The following is a 23,110-nucleotide window of genomic DNA, read 5'->3' on the forward strand; positions in this document are numbered from 1 at the left end:
GATAGAGGAAATGTTCCCACAGAGCAACCTTTCTCCGTGGGAACCGGGGATTCATCAATCAAGACGTAGCGGGGTTATTATCCATTACGGCTGGCCGGATAACATACCGCGCTACCGTGAGCCGCGGGCGGCAATAATCTCATCCATCACATTGCGCGGCGCTTCCACATAGTGTTTGAACTCCATAGTGTAGGTTGCCCGCCCCTGAGACATCGACCGTAATGCGGTGGAATAACCGAACATCTCGGATAGCGGCACCTCGGCGCGGATAATCCGTCCGGCGATCATCTCTTCCATCCCCTGCACCAGACCGCGGCGGGAGGATAGGTCGCCCATTACGCTGCCGGCATACTCTTCCGGCGTTTCAACTTCCACTTTCATGACCGGCTCCAGAATCACCGGATTGGCGCGTTTGACCGCATCACGGAAGCCGATAATCGCCGCCATCTTGAACGCCATTTCCGAGGAGTCCACCTCATGGTAGGAGCCGAAGGTCAGCGTAACTTTAATATCGACAATCGGATACCCCGCCAATACGCCGGTCATCATCGCCTCACGTACGCCTTTTTCCACCGACGGAATGAATTCACGCGGCACCACTCCGCCTTTGGTGGCATCTTCAAAAGCGAAGCCTTTGCCGGCTTCCTGCGGCTCGACCGTCAGCACCACATGGCCATACTGCCCTTTACCACCGGACTGGCGGACAAACTTCCCTTCCACATCCGTCACCTTGCTGCGTATCGTTTCACGATAGGTGACCTGCGGCCTGCCGATGTTGGCTTCCACGCCGAACTCGCGCCTCATGCGGTCGACGATGATCTCCAGGTGCAGTTCGCCCATGCCGGAAATGATGGTCTGACCGGATTCTTCATCGGTTCTGAGACGGAATGACGGATCTTCCGACGCCAGCCGCTGCAGCGCGATCCCCATTTTTTCCTGATCGGCCTTGGTTTTCGGCTCGATCGCCAGCGAAATTACCGGATCGGGAAACTCCATACGCTCCAGCGTCAGTACGGCATCCGGATCGCACAGGGTTTCTCCAGTGGTCACCTCTTTCAGACCGACGCAGGCGGCGATATCCCCAGCCCGGATCTCATCCACTTCATGACGGGCGTTGGCATGCATCTGAACGATACGGCCGATACGCTCTTTCTTACCCTTCACCGGGTTATACACGCTGTCGCCTTTTTTCAGCACGCCGGAATAGACCCGGATGAAGGTTAGCTGACCGACATAAGGGTCCGTCATCAGTTTGAACGCCAGCGCCGAGAATTTTTCATTGTCATCGGCATGGCGCGCCACCGTCTTGCCTTTTTCATCAATTCCGCTGACCGGCGGGATATCCAGCGGCGAGGGCATCAGTTCGATGATGGCGTCCAGCATACGCTGCACCCCTTTATTTTTAAACGCGCTGCCGCACAGCATCGGCTGAATTTCACCGGCAATGGTGCGAGTACGCAGGCCAAGGGTAATTTCCTCTTCGCTCAACGCCACGCCGTCCAGATACTTGGTCATCAGTTCATCGGAAGCCTCTGCCGCCGCCGTGACCATCTTCTCCCGCCACTCCTGGGCGGTCGCCAGTAAATCGTCCGGGATAGCCTCATAGCTGAAGACCATGCCTTGTGAGGCTTCATCCCAGATGATGGCGCGCATCTTGATCAGATCGACCACGCCGGTAAAGTGCTCTTCGCTGCCGATCGGAATAACGATCGGCACCGGATTGGCCTTCAGCCGGTCAATCATCATCTGATAAACACGGAAATAGTTGGCGCCGGGGCGGTCCATTTTGTTAACGAACGCCAAGCGCGGCACATGATATTTATTGGCCTGCCGCCATACCGTCTCCGACTGCGGCTGCACGCCGCCGACAGAGTCGTATACCATCACCGCGCCATCCAGCACGCGCATCGAGCGTTCGACTTCAATAGTGAAGTCGACGTGTCCGGGGGTGTCGATAATATTGATCCGGTGCTGGGGATAACGGTGATCCATGCCCTGCCAAAAACAGGTAACCGCCGCAGACGTAATGGTAATGCCGCGCTCTTGTTCCTGCGCCATCCAGTCTGTCGTCGCCGCGCCATCATGTACTTCGCCCATCTTGTGACTTACCCCGGTATAAAACAGGATACGTTCCGTGGTAGTGGTTTTCCCGGCATCAATGTGGGCGGAAATACCAATATTACGATAGCGTTCAATGGGGGTTGTGCGTGCCATATAACATCCTTAATTAGCTAAACTAATTCTGGGCTGGCAGTTAACTGTCTGCGGCAGAACTCGATATTGATTATCGATAAACAATATAGTCCTATTGTACGGGTATATGCGAACTATTTGTGCAATAGATTTTCACTTTCTATCACCATGCCTTCCGGAAGGAATCGCCCTCCCTTCTGATGATTATTACCGTTCAGGGAATTTTTGCCGTAAGAAGGCGCTTATTATTCGCGCGCTACCCAGTCAACTACCCTCCTCTTTTCCAGTGTTGAAATCGATGCTTCGCTAATACCAGGCACACAATGCTTTTTTACCGGCAACGAGAAAGATGAAGGGTGTATCACATATACCGATCGCGGGTATTGTCATCCTCATACCGGCCCTCTATAAAATAGGTTTACAGGGCGTGACTGAACAACTAAAGGCGAACCTGTCATGCACGGTCATAGAGATCGTGCATGACAGGTTTTTTTTTGCGTTGAGCGCCGCCTGACGCCGCTTTTCAGGTCGTCTCCCGGAGCTTGTTTACTTTTTGGCATTAAGAGGGACAGACAGATGAATAAATCACTAGCCGCCGGACTGATGATCCTCCTATCGTCAGCCAGCTATTCTGCTTTTGCCAACGGACCGGAGGTTACGCTGGATAGCGGACGCGTCGCCGGAACGACGATTCAAGACGTGGATGTTTTCAAAGGCATTCCTTTTGCCTCTCCCCCGGTGGGAGAGCTGCGCTGGCAGCCGCCGCAGCCGGTACAGCACTGGACGGACGTGCGACCGGCGCTGGAATACGGTAAAGATTGTATGCAGGAACCGTTTCCCGGCGATGCCGCTCCGCTCGGCGTCGGGTTCAGCGAAGATTGTCTGACCGTCAACGTATGGCGCCCGGCTAACACTAATGGGCCGCTGCCGGTCATGGTATGGATCTATGGCGGCGGTTTCGTCAACGGCGGTTCGTCACCCGCCGTCTATTCCGGTGAAGAGTTTGCGCGCCAGGGCGTGGTATTCGTCAGCTTTAACTATCGCGTCGGCCGTTTCGGTTTCTTTGCGCATCCTGCCTTGGCTAATCAACCGCTGCGCGGCAATTACGGCCTGATGGATCAGATCGCGGCGCTGCAATGGGTGCAAAAAAACATTGCCGCCTTTCATGGCGATGCGCAAAACGTCACGCTGTTCGGCGAATCCGCCGGTGGGTTTTCCGTCGGCTCTATGCTCACCACCGACTTAGCCAAGGGACTGTTTCAAAAAGCCATTATTCAATCCGGCTCCGGCAGGCAGAATATGGTGCCGAAACAGGAGTGGCAGCAGGCGGAAAAAGCCGGTCTGGCTTTCGCCCAAGCAAACGGCATCAGCGGTGAAGATGAAAAAGCCCTGGATGCCTTACGCCAAATCCCGGCCGATAAAATCGTCAATGGGCTGAACATGGCGACAATGATGTCGGCGGATTACTCCGGCCCGATGATTGATGGCAAAGTGATCGTCGGAGAACCGCAAGATCTTTATCGTCGGGGCGCATTTCAGCACGTTCCGCTGATGATTGGCGCAACCGATGCCGATATCGGCTTTCCCCCTAAAGCCACCTCGCTGGATGAAGCCGTTGCGGTTTTCGCCGATGCCGAACGGCCAAAAGCCAGACTAGCCTATCAGGGGATGACGCCTCAAGCTGTCGCAGAGGCAATCGCCAGCGATGCTTTTATGGTTGAACCCGCTCGTTTCGTCGCTCGCATCTGGGATAAGACCGGCATTCCGGTTTGGCACTACCGTTTTGGCTATGTGGCGGAAAGCATGCGCGATCAATGGCCGGCAGCCGTACATGCCAGCGAGATCCCTTACGTATTTAACACGCTGAACGCGCGTTATGCGGATAAGGTCACGGCCAAAGATCGGGCCGTCGCCCGGCAAGCGCATCAGTACTGGGTTAACTTTGCCCGAACCGGTCAGCCAAGCGCCGGGGATCTGCCGCCATGGAATCGCTATAGCCAGCAAAAAGACAACATTCTGATCATCCCGGCCAGCGGAGCGGAGCACACCAAAGAGCAAGCCGATCCCTGGCAAACCCGTCTGGATTTAGTGGAGAAACTGACGGAGCAGAATGCGCATTGAAAGTTATAGCTGCTCGGCCCGCAACGGATTAATGAAACGAAAAAGCCAGTCGGCCTATAGCCGACTGGCTTTCGGAATAACGTAAAGAAAATGCTGTATGCCAGTATCGCCGTCTTACTCGACGGCGTATTCTTTCATTCTATTTTCTTCCGTCACCATACTCTTGAGCTTTTTTAACACCTCGCCGGCTTCCTTCAGCACCCGAGCGCATTGCTCGTGAGTGATGGTAAGCGGCGGCTCAATCCGAACTGATTTGGAGTTATTCAAAGTACCGGCGACCAAAATATTGCGATGGAAAAGCTCTTTCGCAAATGCATAGCCGATTTCGTTTTTCTTGAACTCGATGGCCTGCAACAGACCAAGACCACGAACTTCAGAAATCAACTCCGGGTAGCCGGCGGCAAGTTGCTTCAACCCGTTCAGCAAGAAAGCGCCCTGCTGCGCGGCCCGTTCAGGTAACTTTTCGGTCAGCAACACATTGATGGTGGCCAAAGCCGCGGAACAAGCCAGCGGGTTACCGCCAAACGTCGTGGTGTGCAGGAACGGATTCTCAAACAGCACGGAGAATACTTCTTCCGTCGCCACCGTCGCGCCGATAGGCATCACGCCGCCGCCCAAGGCTTTAGCCAGACAAAGAATATCGGGCTGAACGCCATAATGCTCACAGGCAAACATCTTGCCCGTGCGACCCATGCCGGTCTGAACTTCATCCAGAATCAGCAATGCCCCAACCTCATCACATAATGCTCTGACTGCAGGCAAGTAATTATCCGGTGGTAAAATTACGCCGCCTTCTCCCTGAATAGGTTCAAGGATAATGGCAGCTACGTCATCTCCGGTCTTCTGGCATTGATGAACCTGCTTCCTGATAGCGTTGATATCACCGAAAGGAACATGGTGAAAACCAGGAACTAAAGGCATGAAAGGACGGCGAAACTCAGCTTTCGCGGTAGCGGATAACGCGCCAAGCGACTTACCGTGAAACGCGCCCGATGCGGCGATAAATGTATATTTGCCACGTTTGGACTGATAGGCTTTGGCCAGTTTCAGCGCTGCTTCAACCGATTCCGTGCCGCTGTTGCTAAGAAAACTATATTTAAGATTACCCGGCGTTAATGCCGCCAGCGTTTTTGCCAGCATCGCCCGCAGTGGATCAAGAAGCTCCTGACTATGCAAAGGTTGCTTGGCAAGTTGCTGCTCTACGGCAGCGATAACGGTGGGATTTCGATGACCTACGCTGAAGATACCAAAGCCGCCCAGACAATCCAGGTACTCATTTCCCAAGGTATCGACCAATGTATTCGGGCTACTGGCGCGCCATTCTACTGCGCCATACTCGCCCCCGGAAGTGACTGATTTTCTGTATTCCAGAAAACCTGGGTTAACGTATTCACGAAAGGAAGTTAGAACATCTTTGTTTAATGCAGCCACTTCATCAGTGGTCAATTTTTCGCTTTTAATCCAATGCAATGCCTGCTGAGTACACTCTAGCGGGTTGACGTTTGACTTTGATCTGGACAAAATGCGCTCCTTGAAAACTGATATCACATGATATCAATCTAATTAATGCACATAACACGCCAGTTGACCGCCCCTAAAAGCAATAAAAGATTAAAATCTACCAGGGCATATAAAACCAAAATAAAAAGAAAAATAAAACTTTATGGCCAGAATTAAACACTAATACAAACGTCCTGTGCCAAAAAAACATGGTTAAAATTCGTCCAATCGCACCACCATCGAGCAATCAGCCCCATTTCGGTGCAATCAAACCATAAAAATGCAGCGTCTCTACCAAGGGAAATATGACCGGTTGGGAAATAGCTAAATAACCCACATTACCTCAGTAAAAACATAAGGTAATGTGGCGTTATGCGCTCAGGCGGGTAAATTAATGGCGGATCATGATGTGGCGGACAATGGTGTAATCTTCCAGACCGTATATCGACATATCCTTGCCGTAGCCGGAAAGTTTTTGTCCGCCGTGCGGCATTTCGCTCACCAACATAAAATGGGTATTAACCCAGGTACAACCGTATTGCAGAGAGGCCGCCAAACGATGCGCCCGGCCGATATCTTTGGTCCAAACCGACGACGCCAGCCCGTAGTTGGAATCATTAGCCCAGCCGACCACCTGCTCTTCATCATCGAACGGGGTGATGGAAACCACCGGACCAAAAACTTCTTTCTGGACGATCTCATCTTCCTGACGGGCGCCCGCCAGCACGGTCGGCAGGAAGTAATATCCTTTCCCTGCTCGCCGTTCGCCGCCGGTCGCTACGGTGATATGCGGCAGCGCTTTCGCCCGTTCGACAAAACCCGCTACCCTCTCCAACTGCGCCTCGGTAATCAACGGCCCCAGTTCGGTATTTTCATCCATCGGATCGCCCATGTTCAACGTAGACACGGCTTTTCCCAACTCCGCCACGACCCGATCATAGACGCCGCGCTGCACATAGAGGCGGCAGGCCGCGGTACAGTCCTGACCGGCATTATAGAAACCAAAGCTGCGAATGCCATCGACAACCTGCTCGATATCCGCGTCGTCAAAGACAATCACCGGCGCTTTGCCGCCCAGCTCCATATGCGTACGCTTTACGCTGGGCGCGGTATTGGAAATAATGTTTACGCCAGTGGCGATCGACCCCGTCAGGGAAACCATTCGCACCTTTTCATGTCCGGTAAGCGCATTGCCCACGTCAGCGCCGTTGCCAAACAGGATATTCAGCACGCCGGCGGGCAAAATATCCGCCACCAGATGAGCCAGGTAAAAGGTGGTCAAGGGCGTTTGTTCCGCCGGTTTCAGCACCACGCAGTTGCCTGCGGCCAGCGCCGGCGCCAGCTTCCAGGACACCATCATCAGCGGGTAGTTCCACGGAGCGATAGACGCCACCACGCCCACCGGATCGCGCCGAATCATTGAGGTGTGGCCCTCAAGGTATTCGCCCGCCGCCGAACCATTCAGACAACGCGCCGCGCCGGCGAAAAACCGGAACACATCGGCGACGGCCGGTATTTCATCATTCAACACCGCATGATAGGGTTTGCCGCAGTTAAGGGACTCCAGCCGGGCAAACTCCTCGGCATGTTCCTCAATCACGTCGGCGATTTGTAATAGATAGGTAGAGCGCGTTTTGGGCGTGGTTTTCCCCCACTGCGCAAACGCCGCATCCGCCGCCTGCACGGCTGCATCGACCTGCCGCAGGTCAGCCTGCGCTATCAATGCGATTTGCTCTCCGCTAGCGGGATTAAAAACCGCCAGCGCTTCACCCTGACCCGCAACTTGCTTACCATCTATGAGCAATTTATCGTGCATAACACTTCCCTTATAAACAGAAAATCAGTGGTTTTTCATTACTTACTGGTTCTTCACTTATAAAAGACACGTGCAAAATATCTGCCACTTTTTCGGTTGGGGACAACACTGGCGGACCGTAGCGAATATCGCCTCGTCCGCGTATGGCTATTCGCCATCTGCTAGAACGGCATGGTTAACGTTTTCTGGCGGCGGCTTCCTGCGATTCAATTACCGCCTTTTTGGCTTCCTCAGCCAACTCGGCCACTTCCTCTTCGGTGAGTTTGTCTGCCGCTTCCCGCATCTTGGCAAGCCCTTCGCTGACGGTGACATCTTTGGGATCGGTATTAGCCATAGTGGGCTCCTTAATTTGAGATAGAGGGGATCAGATAAGTGTAGTCGATCGCGACATTACGCCAACTTAAGAACATTTATCTCGCCGACCATGTATGATAATGGTTATCAGTTACATTACTTTTAATGACTCGGGCCGTCTTGCCTGACGGGAAGTTGGATGTCGGCGTCTGAACTCAGAATTCTTTTCAGCCATTATGCTCAGCGGTTGGAAAAGTATCTCGATCATAAAATTCGCGATCCGCAGGCCGCGGCAGATTTGGTACAGGAGAGTTTTTTACGCTTGGCGCAACGGCTGGAACAGAAAGATGACGTTGTTGATAAGAAGGCCTATCTGTTTAAAACCATAATCTGCAGGCCAACTATGGTCTGGATATTTTCTACGGCAAAGCCAACAGCGACTCGGCCAAAGAAGCGATGGTAGGCGTCACACCCGCAGGTAACCGAACGACGGCAAGCCCGTTCACCAATTTGGAATATCGGTTTTAACCGCGTATAAACCGCGATGCCGTGCATTACCCGCAACTTCCCTAACGGGAAGGGAACGCGGCATAACCTAAAGGTGAGCAGCCCGCGGTCTGCCCGCGCAGCATAATAACAACAGGTGAAACAATGAGTTGCATGTCATTCAATACGCCCGGAACAGAGCGCGCTATATATGATTTCATATCACTCGATTATGCTGATGGCCTGATAACGCCATGCGATATCAGTTAGCACGTTATTTTTATTAAGGCTAAGCGATGCCATTTAAAAACAAACCCGCCTTCATGTTACATCATCCACGCCCTTCTCTCGCTTTGCGTTTGTCTAATCACCCGAAACGTTTTCAACCGCCGCGCGGGTAAATTCCAATATTCGGAGATCATATGTAAGCGCCGTTTTGAAACTTATGAAACCACCACAATCAAGCTATTTATTTCAAAACACCATTTCCACAAAAATAAAAATCAGAGAGGTAAATCGAGCATTAGATAAAAAACAATTATAGATATCCATTTGTTATTATTAATTGGAATATTGAAAATATGTGATAATTGACATTTAATTACGACAAGCCATCTTATCGTTATAAAAACAAATTTCTAACAAAATCAATAAAATAAACATTATCAATCACTAATAATTGATTAACCTCACATAACGAATGGTTGTTAAGCTAAAGGATGAAACTTAATCAATTCAAAATAAAAACCAATTAACAACAAAAATAAAACATTTTTATACTGGTTATGCAATATATAAACCCATAATAAGACAAATATAATTCATTGATTTTCAATTTCAATTTAGAAACTAAACTCATAATTAAAAAACTAAAAAAATCAAAATTTAATAATTATTGAGAGCTAGCTCTTTTATTTGAAATAAAAGCGAGAAACATAAAAAATAATAGACATGGATCAAAAAAATAAATAACCAGTAATTCATATAGTAGCCGTGATGAGGGTAAGGCAACCTATTAATCAACCCGTCATTTTGAGCAATGGGGTATATATATATGGATTTCATCATTCAGCTAGTCATTGTCCTAATCTGTCTTTTCTACGGTGCTAGAAAAGGCGGTATCGCGCTGGGGTTATTAGGCGGTATAGGGCTCGTTATTCTGGTATTCGTCTTTAAACTCCAACCTGGCAGACCACCGGTTGATGTTATGCTGGTGATCATCGCCGTAGTAGCAGCATCAGCGACGCTTCAGGCCTCAGGGGGTCTGGATGTCATGTTACAGATTGCAGAACGCCTGCTGCGCCGTAATCCTAAATATGTATCGATTATTGCGCCGTTCGTTACCTGTATTCTGACCATCTTGTGCGGTACCGGCCATGTGGTTTATACCATTCTGCCGATTATTTATGATGTCGCCATCAAAAATAATATCCGTCCGGAAAGGCCCATGGCCGCCAGTTCCATCGGCGCGCAAATGGGGGTTATCGCCAGTCCGGTATCCGTCGCCGTTGTTTCTCTAGTTGCGATGCTGGCGAACTTCACGTTCCATGGCAAACATCTAGAGTTCCTTGACTTACTGTCGATTACCATCCCGTCTACTCTGATTGGTATTCTGGCAGTAGGTATCTTCAGTTGGTTCAGGGGTAAAGATTTAGATAAGGATCCTGAGTTTCAGAAATTTATCTCAGTACCTGAAAATAAACATTACGTTTATGGCGACACCGCCACATTGCTGGACAAAAAACTGCCGGGAAGCTACTGGCTTGCCATGTGGATTTTTTTGGCCGCCATTGCGGCAGTAGCAACGCTGGGCGCGATAGATGAATTACGTCCGTCATTTGATGGCAAGCCCCTATCCATGGTGCTGGTTATCCAAATGTTTATGCTGTTGTCGGGCGCCATCATCATCATGGTAACCAAAACCAATCCGGCGTCCATCTCCAAAAACGAGGTGTTCCGCTCAGGTATGATTGCCATCGTTGCCGTTTATGGGATTGCCTGGATGGCGGAAACCATGTTCGGCGCGCATCTGGAACAGATTAAAGCCACGCTGGGCACGCTGGTAAAAGAATATCCGTGGGCTTATGCCATTATTCTGCTGCTCGTGTCCAAATTCGTTAACTCGCAGGCCGCAGCGCTGGCCGCGATTGTGCCCGTTGCCCTGGCAATCGGCGTTAATCCGGCTTATATCGTTGCTTCCGCGCCGGCCTGTTACGGTTATTACATTCTGCCGACCTATCCAAGCGATCTGGCGGCAATCCAGTTTGACCGTTCAGGCACAACAAAGATTGGACGTTTCGTTATTAACCACAGCTTCATTTTCCCAGGTTTGATCGGAGTCGGTACTTCCTGCGTCTTCGGTTGGATATTTGCAGCGATGTACGGTTTCCTATAACCGCCAGGTTTGCGGAATCCCGTAGAGAGCCGTCCGGCATAACCGGACGGCTTTTTATTTTAACCTACTCGGTATCCGAGCGTTGCCATTCCCGCACGCAGGCCTGGGCCAGCGCCCTGGTGGGATCGAGACTGATATCTAAATAAGGCGAATTGACCGCCGTCAACGCCGGCGGCACTTCGGTACAGGCCAGAACCAGCCGCTGCGCGCCACGCTCGACAAGCCGCCGAACCAGTTGCTCAAGCAACTCCCCCCCTTGTTGCAACTCGCCGCGCTTTACCGCATAACAACCTGGAACAAAAAGCGTCGTCATCTCCTGTTCATCCGGCGTCAGCGTCTCCACGCCCAGCGCGGCAAACCGCTGTTGATACCACCCGGCGGCAAGCGTGCCGTGCGTGGCGATCAATCCAACTTTTTGCAGTTCCGTCTCCCGGTTTTTCACCTCAGACGCCACGGAAGCCAGTGTCGCATCGGCAATATGGATCAACGGAGCATCGCTCGCTGATGACAACGCGTCAAACCAGTGATGCGCCGTATTGCAGGGAATAACAATATGACTGACGGAAAGGCGATTCAGCTGGCTAATGGCTGCCAACAGCGCAGGCAACGGCGATTCGCCCGTTCCGGCCAGCGCCTGCTGACGGTCGGGGATCTGCGGCACATTCCAGGCCACCACCGGCACATGATCCTGATCGCGGGATACAGGCGTTTCCTCAATAATCTTTTGCAACAGGTCCACCGTCGCCAGCGGCCCCATGCCGCCCAATACCCCGATCAAGATCGGCTTTTCCCGTTGAGCGCTCATCAGAGATCGGCTTGCTCAAAGAGTTGACGGTAGCCAAACAGCCCGGCAGAGCCGCCGGTATGAATAAAGACGATGTTCTCATCGCGCCGGAAATGCCCTTTGCGAATCAGATCGATCAGTCCGGCCATGCCTTTTCCGGAGTAGACCGGATCAAGCAGAATCCCTTCCAAGCGCGCCAGCAAGGTCAGAGCTTCCAGCGTGCCCTCGGTCGGAATACCGTATCCTTTGCCCACATAGTCGCTGTTTACCTTCACCGCCTGGCGAGGAACTTCACCGGCAATGCCCAACAGTTGCCAGGTTCGCTGAGCCAACGCATACACATTTTCCTCCTGCTTCTCCCGCGGCGCCCTCACGCTGATTCCCAGCAAGGGAATCTGGCTGTTGGTGGCGGTTAATCCCGTCACCAGGCCCGCCTGCGTTCCCGTACTGCCGGTCGCATGAACAATATGATCGATGCGCAAACGCTGCTGACTGGACTGAAACAGCAATTCCTCCGCGCAGGCGACATAACCCAGCGCGCCAATGGGGTTGGACCCTCCGCCGGGAATGACATAAGGCTTGGCTCCCTGCTTGCGCAAGGTATCCGCCAGATCCTCCATTGCCTGCTGCATATCCGTTCCTGCCGGCAGGTGATCGATAATTTCGCCCCCTAACAGGTTATCCAGCAAAATATTACCGGAGCGCTGATAGTCTTCGCCGTAGTCCTCCACGCGTTTTTCCAGCAGGATTTTTGTTTTCAGCCCCAGTTTTGACGCGGCGGCAATAGTTTGCCGAACGTGGTTAGATTGCGTGGCGCCCTGGGTGATAATGACGTCAGCCCCCTGCTGCAACGCGTCGGCCAACAGAAACTCCAGCTTCCGCGTTTTGTTGCCGCCGGTCGCCAGCCCTGTCGCATCATCGCGCTTGATGTAGATAGTCGGGCCGTCCAGATATTTGGACAGCGCAGGCAAGGCCTCCAACGGTGTTGGGAAATGTCCCAACGTCAGCCGGGGAAAACGGGCAAGATGCATGAAACTCTCCTTAAATAAGGTCAAATTACCGATTAGGATGATCGTTCAGGGAAATGCGTTCATCGCATTCGTCTTCCCGGGGACAAGCCCCAACGAAGCCGGGCAACAACGTCAACACGTTCGCAGTCCGAAAGGTTGACGGATATAAAAGCGACGAAATTGAATATACCATGTATCGCGCGGCTAATTTGATTAACAACACGGCTTAATTAACGTCATTTCGCATTTACGCTGACTCAGGCTACTTGTTTATTTAAATCAAGTAATTGCTGCCAACTGGTATCATCAACATAAATACCTTGTTCAAGACGTTGCTGATATTTTTGTTTTTCCGGTTCACCCGGCAATAATAATTCTCCGTCATCGCGCGACTGCCGGATCCAGGCTAATAAAGCGGGGATTTCCTGCTGATATGTTTCAGCGCCGCCCAGCCGTTGAGGATCAATTAAAATAGACAACATGCTGTTGATAATCTGTTTCTTTTCTCCTTTTACCGTGCGCTCCGTGCGGCCGCCGGTTAAAGCCGCCCCCAGCAATGAGCAGATAAGCGAAAGTCCCGCCCCTTTATGCTGACCGAACGGCAGCAGCGCTCCCAGCGGTTGTTCCATCAGCCAGCGAGGATCAATGGTCGGATTTCCCTGATTATCAACAATACAGCCGGGAGGCAGTTGTTTACCTTCATTCCAGGCAATACGCGCCTTATTACCGGCAATCACGCTGGTGGCAAAGTCCAGAATCACCGGGTCGCCCCCCGTTACCGGCACCCCACACAGAAAGGATTGGTGCCGAAGCGCGGCCGTTCCCCCTGCCACGGTAAAACCACCGTGGTATGAACATTGGCGAAGTGCAGTGAAACCAGACCGGCATCCGCCGCCTGTTCCGCCCAGGCGCCGATACGCCCCAGATGATGGGAATCCGCCAGACTGACCACCGCGACGCCATGTGCCTGCGCGCGTGTAATCCCTTCCGCCAACGCCTGCTTTGCAACGACCTGGCCGAATCCCTGCTGACCGTTAAAAGAGATTAGCGGCCCGAAATCCAGCGTTTTTTCGGCATTGGCATGCGGCGATAACCCGCCCTCCCTGATCGCCGCGATATAACGAGGCAACATACTGACGCCATGCGAATCATGCCCCTTAAGGCTCGATTCCACCAAATTATCCGCTACGATCTCCGCCACGCGACTATCTACCTCAATATTCACTAACTGGGTACGCAAATAATCACGTAAATAATGATGACTGAACACCGGCATAATTGTCTCTGTATCTTGATTAAATTATTTGAGCATCACTATAACGCCGCTATTTTCATTGCTAAATGAAAAATAAAGATATCGTTAGCAAATATTGTACTAAAGGCAATATTGAATTGATATTAGATAAGAAATAGAACATTAATTCTAAGTTATTCCAAAATGTACTTTATTAATGAATTCATAAAAAAATAGGATGCAACAGAGCGTTCCCTTAAACCCAGGGTTATTTGTATCAGTTTTATTTATTTAACTTATTTAATCGTTTTTGAACAATTCAAATAAAAATAACGTGTTGCAAAAAAGAGAGAAGAAAATGAACAAAGCGGCAAAAAATAAAATATTCCGTCGGTTAACTATCACTACGGCGTTGGTATGCTCGTTAGCCTCATTTGGCGCAAGCGCGGAAGGGAATATCAGCATCGCCCAACAGTTCGGCATCGGCTACCTGATTCTGGACGTGGTGCGCGATCAGCATCTGATCGAAAAACACGGCAAACAGCAAGGTATTGATATCAACGTCGAGTGGCGCACCCTCTCCGGGGCAACCGCCATCAATGAAGCGCTGCTATCCGGCGCGCTGGATGTCGCATCGGCCGGCGTACCGCCGATGCTGACGGTATGGGATCGCACCCTCGGCCGACAGAATGTAAAGGCCATCGCCTCACTTGGCTCAATGCCCAACTACCTGTTGAGCAATAACCCATCGGTTAAAACCATCGGAGATTTAACCGACAAAGATCGCATTGCCGTACCCGCCGCCGGCGTCGGATACCAGTCGCGCACGTTGCAGATTGAAACCGCCAAACAATACGGCGCGAGCGACTTTAAACGCTTTGATAAAATCAGCGTCAGTCTTCCTCATCCCGATGCCAGCGCCGCGCTGATCGCCGGCGGTTCTGAAATCAGCGCGCATTTTTCCAGCCCGCCATTCCAGTATCAGGCGCTGGAGAACAAAAACGTGCACAAAATTCTCAGTTCCTACGACGTGTTGGGCGGCCCGGCGACATTCAATGTGCTGTACACCACGCAGAAGTTTCACGATGAGAATCCTAAAACCTATCGCGCTTTTTACGATGCGCTGGCGGAAGCCGCTGAGATTATCAAAGCCGATAAGCCCGCAGCGGCTGAAACTTATATCCGGGTGGAAAAATCACGGCTCGACCCCGCACTGGTAAAACGCATCGTGGAAGATCCTGAAATCGACTTCACCATCACGCCCGAACGCACTTACGTTTACGCCGAAAAACTACACCAACTCGGCATACTGAAAAACAGAGCCGACTCATGGAAAGACTACTTCTTTAGTGAAATTCATGACCAACCAGGCAGCTGACTCTGAGGATTAATCATCACGCTGACAGTTTATATCAGCCGATTTTGTTAACCGTGTTTAACGTGCGCAGTGGGCCACATGTTACAGGACGACAGACCAATCACGCACAGGAGGATTTATGGGCATCCCTAATAATGACACGCTTACACAACCGTTGTTGCAGATAGACGGCGTCGGGTTGGAGTACCGCACCCGTCGCAGCCAGGTCAGGGCGACTCATGACGTCAGCTTCGACGTCTTCCCCGCCGATCGTTTTGTGCTGCTTGGGCCGTCCGGTTGCGGTAAGTCCAGCCTGCTGAAATCGATTGGCGGCTTCTTGCCGCCGGTGGATGGCGAAATTCGCCTGGATGGCGCCGCCGTCACCCAACCGGGACCAGACCGGATTATGGTTTTTCAGGAGTTCGATCAACTGCCGCCCTGGAAAACCGTGCTGGAAAATACGCTGTTTCCGCTGCTGGCCAGCCGCAAAGCCAGCCGCGCCGAAGCGCTGGATAAGGCAATGTATTTTCTGGATAAGGTTGGGTTGGCGAAATTTGCCGACGCCTATCCGCACACGCTGTCCGGCGGCATGAAACAGCGGGTCGCCATTGCCAGAGCGTTGGCGATGCAGCCCAAAGTATTGCTTATGGATGAGCCTTTCGCCGCGCTGGACGCGCTGACCCGCCGAAAAATGCAGGAAGAACTGCTGATTCTATGGGAAGAAGTGCGGTTCACGCTGCTGTTCGTCACCCACTCTATTGAAGAGGCTTTGATTGTCGGCAGCCGGGTTCTCTTGCTTTCTCCACACCCTGGACGCGTCCGCGCTGAAATCAACTGCCACCAGTTCGCCATGAACGATCAGGGCAGTGAGGCTTTCCAGGCGGCGGCCCAACGCATTCACCACCTTCTTTTCCCGGCTGAAGGCGCTATCGCCACGCCAGCCACAACACATCAGGGTAGAAAACATGAGCATTCAGCCGCCCATCCGGCCCGAGTATCAGCGTGAGCTGACGCCACTAACCAATTTCACGCTGGCGCAGCCGCTTCCTCTGATCACCCGCTTATGGAATCAGGAATGGTTGCGCAAACTGACCATTTTGCTGGCGCTGCTGGCAATCTGGGAGATCGTCGCCCGCGTGCAGAATAACGATCTGATGTTTCCCGGCTTTCTGCAAACCTTTGCGGCTTTCAGAACCGACCTCGCCAGCGGCGAACTGCCGGAAAAAGTAATCATATCGCTGAGCACGTTGCTGAAAGGCTATCTCATCGGCAGCCTGCTGGCGCTGGGGCTCAGCGCGCTGGCCGTTTCAACCCGCACCGGGCGCGATCTGCTGGCTACGTTAACCTCCATGTTCAACCCGTTGCCCGCGATCGCCTTGTTGCCGCTGGCGCTGCTGTGGTTTGGCCTAGGGGAGAAGAGTCTGATCTTTGTGCTTATCCACTCCGTCATGTGGCCGATGGCGCTTAATACCTATTCGGGTTTTCTCGGCGTATCGGAAACACTGCGCATGACGGGGCGAAACTATGGCTTGCGAGGCCGGCGTTATGTCACCGCCATCTTAATTCCCGCCGCGCTGCCGTCGATTCTGTCCGGCCTGAAAATCGGCTGGGCGTTCGCCTGGAGAACATTAATCGCCGCCGAGCTGGTTTTCGGAGCGTCAAGCGGCGGCGGCGGTCTGGGCTGGTATATATTTCAGAACCGCAACGAGCTCTATACCGATCGCGTTTTCGCCGGTCTTGCGTCCGTCATTATTATCGGCCTGCTGGTGGAAAGCCTGATCTTTTCCACTATTGAGAAACTAACGGTAAAACGCTGGGGAATGCAGCGTTAATGCCGGCGGCGGTACGAATCCGATCGCGCCGGCCGATTGGATTCGGTATGCCGTCTGATTATACGGGATTAACCTATATATAATCGGAATTGTTCTTTTGCGTCATTGGCTATCACTGTTACAAAAACAACATCTGCCTTCAGCCATACAGAGAAAGAGATTACAAATATGATCGCAATACAAGCCCCCCAAACCTACCTGAACCGCGATGGCGTCATCGGGAATATCGGTGAATATATTACGCCTTTCGCCAAAACCATTCTGATAGTCACCAGCCCGCATGCCTGGCAGGCCACCGCTGAAAAAATTGAGCCCAGTTTGACGCGACACGGCATAGTCTGGCAGGTTGCGAACCTGCCGGGCGACTGCACGCAGGCCGCTATCGATACGCTGGTCGATCTGGCTAAGGCGCAGGGAGCGGAACTGATTCTGGGTGTTGGCGGCGGGCGAGTGCTGGATGCGGCAAAAGCGGCCGGCGAATATCTGGGACAGTTGCCGGTGATCACGGCGCCCACCATCGCCGCCACCTGCGCGGCCTGGTCGCCCATCAGCGTGATCTACGACGATACAGGGGCGCATCAGGGCTCGTTAGAGCTTAAGCGGTTACCGGTGTGGGTATTGGTCGATAACGAAGTGATTGCGCAAAGCGACCCGCGTTATCTTAAGGCCGGCATCGTAGACTCGCTGGCGAAATGGTATGAATTTCTGCCCTATCTGCGCAACGGCGATGACGGGCTGGCGCTGGCGTTAAAAGCGCAGGCGGCCAAACTGGCGGTGGATACGTTTAATGCCTATGGGGTACAGGCTATTGCCGATAACCAGCAACAGCAGGTAACGCCGGCATTACGTAAAGTCATTGACGCAGCGATCGCGCTGGCCGGCGTGGCCAACAGCATGAAAGACGACGTGCCGCGCATCGGCGTCGCCCATGCCATTCACCACAGCATGACCCGTTTGCCGGAGCTACGCCGCTGGCTACACGGAGAAAAAGTCGGGTTCGGTCTGGCCGCGCAGGCGATCCTGGAGCATAACGATGCCAATGACAGGCAAGAGCTGTTGCAACAGCTTCATCGTTACGGCAGTCCGGTGACGCTGACCTTGCTCGGCCTTGCCGATCGGCCGCAGCAGGTTGATGAAATCGCCGAAAATGTGCGGATTAAACCCCATATTGCCGCCCTGTTGCCCTTCTCCGTCGAAAAAGAGCGCATTAAACAGGCTTTATGGGACACCCGACAACTAACGGATCCCGCGTTGAAGACGGATAACCAGGCCGCCTGATTATCCGCCCCCGGATGCGATAAAAATGGCATGCCCGCAATGCGGGCATAGCGAGTTAAATCCTTTCCTCTTGCTGGACGGATTCGCTCTCGATTCCGTTCAGTTCACGCTCGTATTGCTGCGCTTTCTTCTCGTCAAACTGGCCTTCCCATTTGGATATCACCAGCACAGCCAGCGCATTGCCGACTACGTTCAGCGCGGTGCGCGCCATATCCAAAATACGGTCGACGCCGGCAATAAACGCCAGCCCCTCCAGCGGAATCCCCACGCTGCCGAGCGTTGCCAGCAGAACAACGAAAGAGACGCCCGGTACGCCGGCGATCCCTTTAGAGGTCAGCATCAGGGTTAGCACCAGCACAATTTCCTGCCCGATCGACAGATCGATGCCGTACAACTGCGCGATAAAGATAGCCGCAATGCTCTGATAGAGCGTTGATCCATCCAGGTTGAACGAATAGCCGGTCGGCACGACAAAACTGGTGATCGATTTCGGCGCGCCATACGCCTCCATCTTCTCAATAATGCGCGGCAACACGGTTTCGGAACTGGCCGTGGAATAAGAAAGGATCAATTCGTCTTTCAGAATGCGAATCAGCGTCGTGATGCGCAATTTACACAGCCGGGCAATGCTGCCCAGCACCATCAGGGCGAAGAACGCAATCGCGGCGTAAACCAGCACCACCAGCTTCGCCAGCGGCCACAACGAGGCAAAACCAAAGTTGGCCACCGTGACGGAAATCAGGGCGAACACCCCGACCGGCGCATAACGCATGATCATATGCGTTACTTTGAACATGCTCTCAGAAACGCCGCGGAACACGTTCAGCAGCGGTTCACGATGCTCTTTCGGCAAAGATGATAGCCCCAGGCCAAACAATACCGAGAAGAAAATGAGCGGCAACATATCCCCTTTAGCCATCGATGCAAAGATATTCGACGGAATTAAAGACAGAATGGTGTTCACCAGACTATGGGAACCGCTTTGCACCTGTTCCGTGGTCTTCTCATACTGAGAGATGTCAACGGCCGTCAGGATCGACATATCGATCCCCGTTCCCGGTTTAAAGACGTTGGCCAGCGTAATTCCCAGCACAATGGCTAACGTGGTGACGATTTCAAAATAGATAATGGTCTTAAAACCAATCCTTCCGAGCTTTTTGGCGTCGCCGACCCCGGCAATACCGACAATCAGCGTTGCGATAACAATCGGCACGACGATCATCTTAATCAGGCGGATAAAGATATCGCCCGCTGGGCTGAGAATATTGCTGATTAGCCATTGGCGGCTTTCAGGCTGGTTATGCAATACCGCGCCAAGCGCGATACCAAGGACTAATGCGATGAGGATTTGCCAGGCCAGGCTGATTTTCTGTGTTTTCATAGAGATCTTCCGTTGCAAAACTCCTCGCCCGGAACGAAGGCGATAGCGCGAATTCCAGCTCAATGCGAGCCGTAAAATAAGCGTGGAGATAGCGAGTATTAGGTATGTTTGATGGGACAGTGACCGAAGATTTTCCGGCACCGGTACACAAGATGAACCACATAGTTATTCAATAAAAGTGCACAAGTATTTGTATCTAAAAACAAAACACCAAACATATGTTATTGTTATGCCGGGCGATGCTACTATCCCACCACGGCGAGATCAAGTGGATTATTCATAACCAGCCTCATAGTTATGCGAATTGAATATATCAGCGCGGCTATTTAATTGATATGAAAGCGGGTAAAACCGCCGTGAGGAAAAGCGCAGAAAGCCAGAAATTTTCTGGCTGGTTAGTCAGTTATCCCCAATGAATTTCAGGGGATGAGCTTATGATAATCCGGCAGACGGCGGAAATACGAAACGGAACGGATCAGAAAATTAAATTTGATAATCAATAATGCTTTCGTCACTCTCTGCGAATACCCGCTCTTTAATTTCCGTTAGAGAGAGTTCCGTGTTGCATAGCTGGATAAACTTCCAGGCATAGTTACGTTGTAACTGATTCCTTTTTAACCCCAGCCACACGGTATTCGCTTCAAACAGGTGCTCGGCGCTCAGACGCACCAGACCTTTATCCCGCACCGGATCGTAAGCCTTATCGGCAAGAATACCGACTCCCAGCCCCAATTCCACATAGGTTTTGATGACGTCGGAATCCTGCGCGCTCAGCGTAACGTCCGGCTCCATTCCCGCCGCCTTAAAGGCGCGATCCACGCGGGAACGTCCGGTAATGCCCTGGCGATAGGTTATCAATGGCATCGAGTTGAGCATATCCAGCGTCACAACCTGCTCTTTAGCTATCGGATGCGCTTCGGGTACGACGATCGCATGATGCCAGCGGTAATAAGGGAAAGCCGCCAGCGAAGGATCGTTAATCAGCCGTTCGCTGGCGATACCGATATCGGCCTCTCCTGAGTGCAACATGGACACGATCTCATCGGGCGTGCCTTGATTCAGCACCAGACGCACCTGCGGATAGAGCTCCCGAAACGCCATAATCACCTGGGGCAGACTGTAGCGGGCCTGAGTGTGGGTGGTGGCGATCACCAGTTGCCCGGTATCATTGTTGGTAAACACATTAGCCAACCGGCGAATAGTGCTGGCGTCATTCAGGATCCTTTCGGCCACGCTTAATAATGCTTTGCCCGGCTCGGTCATTCCCAATAACCGTTTACCGCGCCGGATAAAGATTTCAATTCCCAGTTCTTCTTCCAGCTCACGGATATGGCGACTCACGCCGGACTGAGAAGTAAACAGGGTATTCGCCACTTCGGTCAGGTTGTAATTGCACCGTGCTGATTCACGAATAATCTTCAATTGTTGAAAATTCACCTTTCACTCCATCACCGTTGCCCTATTCGTAGATAACAGTGATACGAAGGAATAATATTCAAGACAAATAAGGAAATGGATTTGATTATATTTTTTTATACTAACGCCAGTATCCAAATGCATTTTCAATGAAAGAGTAATCAGGATAAAAATAAAACACCATTTTATTCAAAGGATTACAAATTCAATATAAAGAATGTGGTTATTTCCGGCGGCGGCCGTTAAATCTTTTTGCCATTATTTATAATATTTATATCTATACTTCTCACCCGTTTATCAGGATAAAAAGTATATATCCGATAAGCGAACTGATGACTGCCCTGCCCGCATCGGGGACGACGCTTGCGCGTTACCCGGTCGCCTCTCGCCGCCGGGTAACTGCGTGCGTTTTTTCAATATAGCCGACGTCAGGTCATCATAAAGATCACCAGGCCTTCAGTGAAAATGCCTACCGCCGTGCCAACCAGTATCGCGGAGGACGCAGATTCCACATAAGTGTTGCTGCGTATCGCGAACATTCCGGCGGCGATGGCGGATGGCGTCGCGCCGATAATAACCACCTGCTGCATCAGACTGGGGCTGAGTCCGAAAGCGATACCGGCGGCGGCCATGATTGCAGGCTGCACCAGATTTTTCAGACCGATATTGGTAAAGGTATGCAGGTTAAACTTCGGATTTTCGCCATAAAACAGCAGACCGAGCGCAAACAGAGAAATTCCTCCGGCGGTTTTACCCATCATGTCAATCGACGAATGCAGCAATTCCGGAATTTTGATGTCCAGCAAACTGAGCGTAACCCCCAGGATAGGAATCCACACAATTGGATTTCGCGCCGCTTTAAACAGGTTATTCACGATCATGATGCCCAACCCCTCCTGCTGGGCGGCGTCGCTATTGCTCTCGCCCATGCGGATAAGCACTATCGTCAATGGAATCATGAACACGCTGGTGATCAGGTTGCCGATCAATACGCCAAGAAAACCTTCAGGACCGATAAGCACCGCCAATACCGGCGCGCCGAAATAGGCCATATCGGGAAAGGCGCAGACAAGCGACTGAATCGCGCTGGTCTTGATATCGTGACGGAATATAAATCGGGAAATGCACAGCGTCAGCAGATAGGCGCCCATCAGGCCGATGAACAGCACCGCGACGAAGGAGAAATTTTTTATTTTATCGGGGCTGGTATTCAAAGCGCCGATAAACAAATGTAACGGCAAGGCAAAACGAATAACGACCGTCGCCAATACGCCGGCGTCATCTCGTTTCATATAATTTAATTTCCCACTCAGCCAACCCATTAGCATGATAAAGACCAACGGAAATAAAGAAGACAATAATAATGAAGACATAAAGAACCTTTTATTTATCTACGTTATAAGATAAAGGGGTTTTATCTTATTTATTAATTTCCCGTTGTGATTATCGTCACATGCTTTTTTCTATTTAATTTTCAATAGTTAATAAACACAAAACAAACTAATATAATGAATTAATAAAAATTAAAACTCATATAATAATTAATATATTCAGATAATCCGTATTCCCGGTTACCTTTTGTTTTCTAATCATAAAAGGTTAAAAACCATCCAAAAAACATTTATCCATCGGATAATCTTCCTTTTTTTGATTCAACCAGCGGCCATTCATCATCCCTCGGCAAATGGCCGCCAGACTTAACGTATGTTGTTATGTCATTCAACAGAAAACCGGTAAATTCGTCAGAAAATAAAATTCCATATAGGCAGACAAATCACTCCTTTCATTAATACATTTTTTTAGGAAAATTACCGATGATAATTTAGATTTAAATATTCACAATTCATTCAAATATATTTCACGATTAAATGCATTAGCAAATTTCTGATAAAGTTCGAAACATGACCATTAATTATCCCCGCCCGGCCTCCCCCTGGCCAGGACTGTTTCTTGGCCACATTTTTATGCGGACTCAAAGACAGTTTTCCAGGGGGAGGAGACAACGGATTTACC

The 23,110-nt window shown here is 51.3% G+C and carries 16 protein-coding genes and 1 pseudogene; 7 read left to right on the plus strand and 10 right to left on the minus strand.

Translation table 11 applies throughout. The features are described 5' to 3' along the window. Positions 1–111: 111 nt before the first annotated feature. On the minus strand, positions 112–2,214 hold the full coding sequence (fusA, locus tag HC231_RS15025; RefSeq protein ID WP_208227426.1) for an elongation factor G: 2,103 nt from the start codon (positions 2,212–2,214) through the stop codon (positions 112–114). A gap of 555 nt (positions 2,215–2,769) precedes the next feature. Between fusA and HC231_RS15030 the strand changes: the two genes are divergently transcribed. Further along, complete coding sequence (locus tag HC231_RS15030; protein ID WP_208227428.1) at positions 2,770–4,314, plus strand: carboxylesterase/lipase family protein; 1,545 nt, start codon at positions 2,770–2,772, stop codon at positions 4,312–4,314. Positions 4,315–4,428: 114 nt separating this feature from the next. Here HC231_RS15030 and ygjG read toward each other — a convergent pair whose 3' ends face one another. From ygjG to HC231_RS15045, 3 genes are all read right to left on the minus strand, one after another. Beyond that, positions 4,429–5,835, minus strand: coding sequence for a putrescine aminotransferase (gene ygjG / locus HC231_RS15035; RefSeq protein ID WP_208231355.1), 1,407 nt, complete (start codon positions 5,833–5,835; stop codon positions 4,429–4,431). Positions 5,836–6,205: 370 nt separating this feature from the next. Next, the gene (patD, locus tag HC231_RS15040) at positions 6,206–7,630 is read right to left on the minus strand and encodes an aminobutyraldehyde dehydrogenase (protein ID WP_208227430.1); all 1,425 of its coding nucleotides are present in this window, start codon (positions 7,628–7,630) and stop codon (positions 6,206–6,208) included. Between the two features lie 175 nt (positions 7,631–7,805). After that, on the minus strand, positions 7,806–7,964 hold the full coding sequence (locus HC231_RS15045) for a hypothetical protein (RefSeq protein WP_208227431.1): 159 nt from the start codon (positions 7,962–7,964) through the stop codon (positions 7,806–7,808). 159 nt (positions 7,965–8,123) lie between these two features. Here HC231_RS15045 and HC231_RS15050 point away from each other — a divergent pair, with 159 nt between their 5' ends. Together HC231_RS15050 and HC231_RS15055 are read left to right on the plus strand one after the other, a co-directional pair. Next, positions 8,124–8,387 carry a sigma factor gene (locus tag HC231_RS15050; protein WP_246494530.1) on the plus strand — a complete coding sequence of 88 codons (264 nt, stop codon included), beginning with the start codon at positions 8,124–8,126 and terminating at the stop codon, positions 8,385–8,387. Positions 8,388–9,464: 1,077 nt separating this feature from the next. Then, complete coding sequence (locus HC231_RS15055; protein WP_208227433.1) at positions 9,465–10,805, plus strand: anaerobic C4-dicarboxylate transporter; 1,341 nt, start codon at positions 9,465–9,467, stop codon at positions 10,803–10,805. A 64-nt stretch (positions 10,806–10,869) separates the two neighbouring features. On the opposite strand, the gene cuyB is transcribed toward HC231_RS15055, so the two are convergent. From cuyB to HC231_RS15070, 3 genes and pseudogenes are all read right to left on the minus strand, one after another. Further along, positions 10,870–11,610: a cysteate racemase gene (gene cuyB / locus HC231_RS15060; RefSeq protein ID WP_208227435.1), complete on the minus strand. Its 741-nt coding sequence runs from the start codon at positions 11,608–11,610 to the stop codon at positions 10,870–10,872. Continuing rightward, positions 11,610–12,620: a D-cysteate sulfo-lyase gene (cuyA, locus tag HC231_RS15065; RefSeq protein WP_208227437.1), complete on the minus strand. Its 1,011-nt coding sequence runs from the start codon at positions 12,618–12,620 to the stop codon at positions 11,610–11,612. Before cuyA ends, cuyB begins: the two co-directional genes overlap by 1 nt. Before the next feature lie 236 nt (positions 12,621–12,856). Continuing rightward, positions 12,857–13,875 (minus strand): annotated as a pseudogene (locus tag HC231_RS15070) (malate/lactate/ureidoglycolate dehydrogenase). A gap of 316 nt (positions 13,876–14,191) precedes the next feature. On the opposite strand from HC231_RS15070, the gene HC231_RS15075 reads away from it, so the two are divergent. The 4 genes from HC231_RS15075 to HC231_RS15090 all read left to right on the plus strand — a co-directional run bounded on the left by HC231_RS15075 (position 14,192) and on the right by HC231_RS15090 (position 18,300). Then, complete coding sequence (locus HC231_RS15075; protein ID WP_208227439.1) at positions 14,192–15,211, plus strand: ABC transporter substrate-binding protein; 1,020 nt, start codon at positions 14,192–14,194, stop codon at positions 15,209–15,211. Positions 15,212–15,329: 118 nt separating this feature from the next. Next, positions 15,330–16,196, plus strand: a complete 867-nt coding sequence (locus tag HC231_RS15080; protein WP_208227441.1) for an ABC transporter ATP-binding protein — start codon at positions 15,330–15,332, stop codon at positions 16,194–16,196. Next, on the plus strand, positions 16,156–17,022 hold the full coding sequence (locus HC231_RS15085; RefSeq protein WP_208227442.1) for an ABC transporter permease: 867 nt from the start codon (positions 16,156–16,158) through the stop codon (positions 17,020–17,022). The genes HC231_RS15080 and HC231_RS15085 overlap by 41 nt, the downstream gene beginning before the upstream one ends. A 168-nt stretch (positions 17,023–17,190) precedes the next feature. Continuing rightward, complete coding sequence (locus HC231_RS15090; protein ID WP_208227444.1) at positions 17,191–18,300, plus strand: iron-containing alcohol dehydrogenase family protein; 1,110 nt, start codon at positions 17,191–17,193, stop codon at positions 18,298–18,300. Between the two features lie 55 nt (positions 18,301–18,355). On the opposite strand, the gene gltP is transcribed toward HC231_RS15090, so the two are convergent. The 3 genes from gltP to HC231_RS15105 all read right to left on the minus strand — a co-directional run bounded on the left by gltP (position 18,356) and on the right by HC231_RS15105 (position 22,470). After that, the gene (gene gltP / locus HC231_RS15095) at positions 18,356–19,681 is read right to left on the minus strand and encodes a glutamate/aspartate:proton symporter GltP (RefSeq protein WP_208227446.1); all 1,326 of its coding nucleotides are present in this window, start codon (positions 19,679–19,681) and stop codon (positions 18,356–18,358) included. A 483-nt stretch (positions 19,682–20,164) separates the two neighbouring features. After that, the gene (cbl, locus tag HC231_RS15100; RefSeq protein WP_208227453.1) at positions 20,165–21,118 is read right to left on the minus strand and encodes an HTH-type transcriptional regulator Cbl; all 954 of its coding nucleotides are present in this window, start codon (positions 21,116–21,118) and stop codon (positions 20,165–20,167) included. Positions 21,119–21,525: 407 nt separating this feature from the next. Continuing rightward, the gene (locus HC231_RS15105; protein ID WP_208227454.1) at positions 21,526–22,470 is read right to left on the minus strand and encodes an AEC family transporter; all 945 of its coding nucleotides are present in this window, start codon (positions 22,468–22,470) and stop codon (positions 21,526–21,528) included. Between the last annotated feature and the right edge of the window lie 640 nt (positions 22,471–23,110).

It is taken from the genome of Brenneria izadpanahii (assembly GCF_017569925.1).
Lineage (GTDB): Bacteria > Pseudomonadota > Gammaproteobacteria > Enterobacterales > Enterobacteriaceae > Brenneria > Brenneria izadpanahii.